Annotated in this window: 7 protein-coding genes; 3 read left to right on the forward strand and 4 right to left on the reverse strand. The window is 39.7% G+C overall.

The genetic code is table 11. From position 1 onward, the window contains the following. Positions 1–6 precede the first annotated feature (6 nt). Positions 7–90: an IS3 family transposase gene (locus tag WAX46_RS16000; protein WP_426853288.1), complete on the forward strand. Its 84-nt coding sequence runs from the start codon at positions 7–9 to the stop codon at positions 88–90. Between the two features lie 62 nt (positions 91–152). On the opposite strand, the gene WAX46_RS15325 is transcribed toward WAX46_RS16000, so the two are convergent. The 3 genes from WAX46_RS15325 to WAX46_RS15335 form a co-directional block, all read right to left on the reverse strand. Beyond that, positions 153–1,238 (reverse strand): SEC-C metal-binding domain-containing protein, encoded by a 1,086-nt coding sequence (locus tag WAX46_RS15325; RefSeq protein WP_226570179.1) that lies wholly within the window; start codon positions 1,236–1,238, stop codon positions 153–155. 193 nt (positions 1,239–1,431) lie between these two features. Then, positions 1,432–2,370, reverse strand: coding sequence for a response regulator (locus tag WAX46_RS15330; RefSeq protein ID WP_226570181.1), 939 nt, complete (start codon positions 2,368–2,370; stop codon positions 1,432–1,434). A 4-nt stretch (positions 2,371–2,374) separates the two neighbouring features. After that, on the reverse strand, positions 2,375–3,661 hold the full coding sequence (locus WAX46_RS15335; RefSeq protein WP_336494296.1) for a sensor histidine kinase: 1,287 nt from the start codon (positions 3,659–3,661) through the stop codon (positions 2,375–2,377). 509 nt (positions 3,662–4,170) lie between these two features. Between WAX46_RS15335 and WAX46_RS15340 the strand changes: the two genes are divergently transcribed. Next, on the forward strand, positions 4,171–5,151 hold the full coding sequence (locus WAX46_RS15340; protein WP_226570183.1) for a glutaminase: 981 nt from the start codon (positions 4,171–4,173) through the stop codon (positions 5,149–5,151). A gap of 31 nt (positions 5,152–5,182) precedes the next feature. Next, the gene (locus WAX46_RS15345) at positions 5,183–6,628 is read left to right on the forward strand and encodes an alanine/glycine:cation symporter family protein (protein ID WP_226570185.1); all 1,446 of its coding nucleotides are present in this window, start codon (positions 5,183–5,185) and stop codon (positions 6,626–6,628) included. Positions 6,629–6,691: 63 nt separating this feature from the next. Here WAX46_RS15345 and WAX46_RS15350 read toward each other — a convergent pair. After that, positions 6,692–6,836 (reverse strand): IS3 family transposase (locus WAX46_RS15350; RefSeq protein WP_336493244.1); only part of this gene is annotated, 145 nt, incomplete at its 5' end.

Here is a 6,836-nt window from a genome sequence, read left to right on the forward strand (position 1 = left end):
GATTACATTCAATTCTATAATCATGATCGATTCCAGAAAAAATTAAACCAGTGTGCTCCGGTAGAATACCGTCACACACTGGCAGGTTAGGCTTTTTATAATTGTCTACTTGACAGGGATAAGACCAGGGTGCCGCATCTTTTTTCATGATGTTATACAGTCGGCTCTTGCTCTTCTTTAACCGCTTTTTCGATATCTTTAAAACGGCTGGAAACAGTTGATGCACTAATGCCATACTTTTTAGCTACTTGCACTTGAGATAGTGGTGCATCACTTGCAAGTGATTGAATATAATATTCGATTCCCGCCGCAAATGACGCTGCTTTACGGATCACAGGTGATTTCTGATCACAATAAGCTTTCCAAACCGTTAAAGCCCCATCTGTCAGAGCTTGGTCACCATGCTCTTTCATCCCATCTTCTATCAGCTTGGCTGTTTCCAGATGAACGTCGCTTTCCCAATCCATACGATCTGCTGATAGTCCTGTACCGCCTTCCGTGTAGACAGGTGTCTCCGTTTCTGTCACTTCTTGCTTCGCAAACATGCACTTCATCACTTCAGGGAATGATTCTCTCATAAATGTGCTGCGCGACCCTCCATTTGCTTCATACGCTTCAACGAGCTGGCGAACCTGAAGAAGGAGGGTATCCGTAAACTCTTTCGTAAACATCGTATATTGAATGAAAAACTCTGCTTTTTCTTCTAACTGAACAGGGAAACCAAGAACGAGACTGCCCTTCTCAGGCAACACCGTTTGATCCGGTTTTACATCAATTTGAACCTTCTCAGCTGTCACCATATTCTCAAAGTGAAGAGACTCGTCCGTTTTTTCATTTAATAAAAGCAAAGATGGTTCCATGTCTGTCCAAGATTGAACCACTTGTCTTGTTTTCGGACGTGTAATATCTTCTGCTTTCTTTGTGAGGAATTCGTGGAAGATGGTTTCATTCTTATCTGTTAATGGGCGGAAGAAGATGCCCCATACACTCAAATGAAAGACTGAGATTTGTTGTGTTTCTTTATCCATATCTGCAAGAAAAGAAAAATCATTAATGAAATGATTGATTGCTCTCTGATGCTTAGAAAAAGCATAATTCATTAAATCCTTTTGAACTTGTACAGCTTCCTTAAACACAAGCTCAGACGTTTGTTCTCCGCCTGATTTTTGACCACAACAATGTTTATATTTTTTTCCGCTACCGCACGGGCAGAGCGCATTTCGTTTAATTTTCCCCAAAATAAAACCTCCGACATTCTAGTCTAACCTCACTATTTTAACAAACGATTGCACAAGAGAGTTTTATTTTCAAGAAAAAAGAAGAATCGGAATGATCAGATAAATAACAAAGACTACCTGAAGAGCTTGATTGATCTTAGGAAATGGCCACCTCTCTCTGTTTATTTTCTCCAATCATTCCAACAGATTTTCCTTAGCTCATCCCTTCGAATAACTGCTTTGCTTCAAAATAAAAAATTTGAACGAATTTCTTCGTATTGACCCTACCCGTTGATCCTGAAAGAGAAGACGTCTTTTGCATTTCTTTCATTCTTTGGCTGACATCTGTAAAATCAAAGAACTTAGAGGCATATTGCTCAAACTTAGGATTTGAGAAATCCGTTAATCCTAGTGAAGCGAAATGATTCAAGGAATGATGAATGGCTCGTCTAATCCGCTGCTCTGCCGCTTTCACCTCTCGCATCACTTCTACATCGGTCGCACCATGATCCAGCTTTCTCTCCGCCGTTTTGATAAACAGCTGCTTTAGTGGAGGAAAATTGGCCTCGTTAGAATTGGCTGTCTGTGTTTCATATAAGTAGATCAGTATCTCTAGTAAATCCTTAGAGCCACTCTCTCCGACAATTCCTAATTCAGATAGGAGGAATTCCCCTGCCTCTTTCATCGTTCTACGCTTCGCTCCAATACTCGCATCATGAGAAATCACGGGCTCTAATGGCAGCACATGCCGAAGGGAGGCTTGAATATCGTAAATTGATTTTTCCAGCTTGATGCGCTCCATTACTTTTCGAATGACACTGACAATCTCAATTCGATTGACCGGTTTATGAATAAAATATTCAATCCCGAGTTCATAGGCTTCTGCCATCATTTCTTTCGCCTCTACTTGAGAAATCATAATGACCTTACCTTTGAATTCAGGGTGAATATGACGAATTGTTTGAATACCATCTCTAGCTGGCATTAAAAGATCAATCAGAAGGATGTCTACTTTTTTCAGGTTCAATGAATGAGCTTCTAATCCAACTCCGTCATCGGCTTCATCTACAACCTCTCCTAAATCCTCATCTTCAATGATTTGACCTAAAATCGAGCGTATTGCACGATCATCATCTGCAATGAAAAATCGCATACACTCACCCTCTCTGTATTAAATTTTTTTTAGGAAGGACGAGCTGAAAAGCTGTACCTTTTGTTTCTTTTTGTTCGATATGAATTTGACCGCCAAGCTCTTGAACAAGTTCTCTCACATAGGATAAGCCAATCCCAGTAGAAGGTGTCCCAAAGGCATCAAATTTCGAGGTGTAGCCTGGATCAAATACAACCTCTCTCAATTTTTCAGGAATACCCGGCCCATCATCTTCAACCAGAACTTCTATTTTATCATGGATACCTTTCAATATGAGTGAGATCGTTCCGTTATCTTCTATTGCTTCCACTGCATTTGCCATTAAATTATTAATCAAAGACAAGAAAATGAAGACATGATAATCATGTAAGTGAATGCCTCGTATATCAGATGTAAAGGAAATATTTTTCCCTATGGATAGAGCATATTTCTCTTGAATGCGGATCACAATTTGTACAAGCTCTTCCGCTCTCATATAGTCTTGCATATTCTCCTTCGAAATGAGCTTGGCAAGACCAGCGAAAATACGCTGATTGTCCTTTTTCACTTCATGAATTTCCCCAGCAAGCTTCAACAGCTCCTGACTCACTTCCTTTCCTGCTTCGTGTTCATGGAGTATGCGGTAAAGCCGGTATGATTCTTGCGTAATGTGCTCTGTATGCTTTAACGTTTTCTTAAGATGAACGGTTTCCTCATATAAATTCGAAACAATCATCATCATATGCTCATTCTGTTTCATAATTTGTTTCTCTCTTGATTGTGCCTCATACAGCTTCATCATATTAAAAAAGCTAATTACTACAAAGCTGTGAGCAAACGCAATGAGGAACATATCACTTAGCTTTGATATGGTCATCGTTGTGTCAAACACTAGAAATTGCACAAACAGCTCGACAAAATCAGCAAGTAATTCGATTATAAGACCGATCATCCCAATGAAAATTGACCGCTGCTTAAAACGGCCCGTATGGACGATAAAAAACAGAAAAGCATAAGTAAAATAAAAAAAGAAGCTCGGGAATTGCTGATAAAACGACGTAGCGATATCAGCTTTTTGCTGAATCAGGTCCAATCCTACTCGAAAAAACACAATGGCTGCGCCTGTTAAACATCCTGGCAGCAACGGTCTGGATTTTCTTAAAAGTAATAAACAAAAGAAAAACGCAGGTGGCCCGAAACTTATGCGAAACGTCTCATTCACAGGATAAAACTTCAGCTCTCCTGCAAGCGGCACTATGACAACCATAAAAATTAAAACGAATGCGTCTTTTTTGACAAGCTGGTTTAAACTCAAATGACTGACATCCCTTCCCCTGTTTGCATAGCCACAGTATACAAGGAGACTCTTTTCTTCACAATGTGTAAAAAATAATTTTCTCTACCTCTTTGATCCCCATAATCTTTTTTATGACTATTCTCCGAGCAACAAGGTGGCCTTTCAGCTATGATTGCATTTTAGTCATTGTCTACAAAAATAGGAATTTTTTAGACAATTGCCGAAACACTAATTTTTATTTATAATTTTTTTGTAGGTTTTTGTCAGATTGTGTAGTTTTCAAGATAAATTTAATGAACAATTTTAGTAAAACTATATGTAAGCGTTTTCTGAATTTTCACTAAATACCTTTTTGTTATGCCGCCAAAGCCTTCATTTGAACATACATTTAGGTGTAAAGGAGTGGTACAAACAGCGCATGACAAGTTCATTAAAGATGTGTAACATGTTTTCCTGCCTATTTAATCGCATGTTTTGTCATCCGCCAATTTAATAGGTATTTTTTGATTTTTGATTGGAGGAATCGTATGAAAACAGTAATTTCTAATACTACACAACACGCATGCCAGTCTTCTGTTGACCAATGGGCAGAAGAAATACGTCCGTATTACAAAAACGGACAAAATGCTGGCTACATTCCAGCACTCGGAAAAGTGAATTCCTCTCAACTTGGTATCAGCGTTATAGGCTCAGATGGATCATCTGTCCGATATGGTGATTGGGACATTCCCTTTACCCTGCAAAGTATCTCAAAAGTCATTAGCTTTATAGCTGCCTGCTTAGGAAGAGGCGTACCTTACGTCTTGGATCGGGTAGATGTAGAGCCAACTGGTGATGCATTTAATTCCATCATCCGCCTTGAGATGCACAAACCAGGGAAGCCCTTTAATCCAATGATTAATGCTGGAGCTATTACTGTATCCTCCATCCTTCTTGGAAAGACTTCTACAGAAAAGCTAGCATATATTTTCGATTTAATCGAAAATTTAATAGGTAAGCGTCCTTCTGTTAATGAAGAGGTATATCAATCAGAATGGGCAACCGCCCATCGAAATCGAGCACTTGCCTATTACTTAAAAGAAACCAATTACTTAGAGTCAGATGTTGAGGAAACATTAGAGGTCTATTTAAAGCAGTGTTCTATCGAGGTCACAACAGAGGACATTGCCTTAATCGGACTGATTATTTCAAGTGATGGCTATCACCCCTTTAAACAAGTCCAAGTCATCCCAAAAGATATCGCAAGACTAACAAAGGCATTGATGCTGACATGCGGCATGTATAATGCGTCTGGTAATTTCGCAGCGTTCGTAGGCGTTCCAGCCAAAAGTGGTGTGTCTGGAGGAATTATGGCTTGCGTTCCGCCAAGCGCAAGAAGAGAATTCCCGTTTAAGACAGGCTGTGGAATTGGCATTTATGGTCCCGCCATTGACGATTGCGGAAATAGTATTACAGGCGTCATGATGCTGAAAAAACTCGCTAAAGAGTGGGATCTCAGCATCTTTTAAACAAATAAGATGAATTAGAAGAGGTGATGTTATGAACGAAAAGAATAATGTCTTTGACTTTATCAGTGATTTATTAACAACAACAAATGGTTTTCTATGGTCATATATTATTGTTGCACTATTAATTCTTGTTGGCCTTTATTTTACATTCAGATCTCGTTTCCTTCAGTTTCGTATGCTCAAGGAAATGGTGATTGTGCTTAAAGAAGGAACAAACAGGCAAAAATCTGGAATTTCCCCATTCCAAGCGTTTGCTATTAGTATGGCCGCTCGAGTTGGAACAGGAAACATTACCGGTATTGCTATCGCTATTGCGATGGGAGGTCCTGGTGCTATTTTTTGGATGTGGATCCTAGCGATTATTGGTTCCGCCTCGAGTTTTGTTGAAAGTACACTTGCCCAGGTTTACAAAACAAAAGATGGGTCTGGCTTTCGCGGAGGTCCAGCCTACTACATTGAAAAAGGCTTAAAGAAACGCTGGATGGGGGTATTATTTGCAGTATTGATTACCATTTCTTTCGGTATTGTCTTTAATGCTGTACAGTCCAATACCATCACCATCGCTTTTGAAAATTCATTTGGCACAAACCGTTTAATCGTAGGGGTGATTATGGCTATTGGATTTAGCATCATCATTTTCGGTGGTGTCAAAACGATCGCAAAGATGGCAGAATACATTGTTGTCTTCTTAGCTGTTGCTTATATTGGGATTGCTCTTTTTGTCATGATTGCAAATATTACGGAGCTTCCTGGCGTTATCCATACAATTATTACCCATGCATTCGGTATTGAACAATTTGCAGGTGGTACGATGGGTGCCGTTATTATGGAAGGAATTAAGCGGGGTCTCTTTTCAAATGAGGCTGGGATGGGTAGTGCACCGAATGCTGCTGCGGCTGCCGTGACCAGTCACCCTGTAAAGCAAGGTCTTATTCAGGCATTAGGTGTCTTAATTGATACCCTCATTATTTGTACAAGTACTGCTTTTATCGTACTTTTCTCAAATGCATATAAAACAACAGAATTAACTGGTATTGAACTCACACAAGCATCTTTGAGTGAACACATTGGTCCTTGGGCTTCTGGTGTACTTGCCATTATGGTTTTCTTGTTTGCGTTTAGTACGTTCATCGGGAATTATTACTATGGTGAAACGAATATCGAGTTTCTTAAATCAAGTAAGGCATGGCTAATCGGATACCGTATTGCAGTTATTGCAATGGTTTTATTCGGTGCTGTGGCAAGTGTTCCAGTTGTTTGGAATCTCGCCGACCTATTCATGGGACTTATGGTTATCGTCAACCTCATCGCCATTACCATGCTGTCTAAAGTCGCCTTTGCCGCATTGAAAGATTATACGAGACAGAAAAAAGAAGGAAAAGATCCTGTCTTCTATAAAAATGCGGTTCCGAACAACGAGCACATTGAATGCTGGGACGACGAACCTGTCTCCGTGAAAAAGAATCAAATCGGGTAAATAAAAAAAGCTCTGGTCCTCTGGGGACTGACCCCCGTTTTTGAGACAGGGATCAAAACACCTTTATACAGCCAATTGCCGATAGTTTATCGGTGATTGGTTGTTTAGTTTTGTTTGAATACGAATGTTGTTATAATAATAAATGTATTCTTTGACAGTGCGTTCTACGATGTTGGTCGTAGTTCGATCAATCCTGTTAAGATAGAAC

It is taken from the genome of Bacillus sp. FJAT-53060, from assembly GCF_037104745.1.
GTDB lineage: Bacteria > Bacillota > Bacilli > Bacillales > Bacillaceae > Bacillus > Bacillus stratosphericus_B.

Bases quoted from the DNA above. Each gene is read 5' to 3' on its own strand.
- WAX46_RS15330 (WP_226570181.1), bottom strand. From the start codon at position 2,370: ATGCGATTTTTCATTGCAGATGATGATCGTGCAATACGCTCGATTTTA.
- WAX46_RS15340 (WP_226570183.1), top strand. From the start codon at position 4,171: ATGAAAACAGTAATTTCTAATACTACACAACACGCATGCCAGTCTTCT.
- WAX46_RS15345 (WP_226570185.1), top strand. From the start codon at position 5,183: ATGAACGAAAAGAATAATGTCTTTGACTTTATCAGTGATTTATTAACA.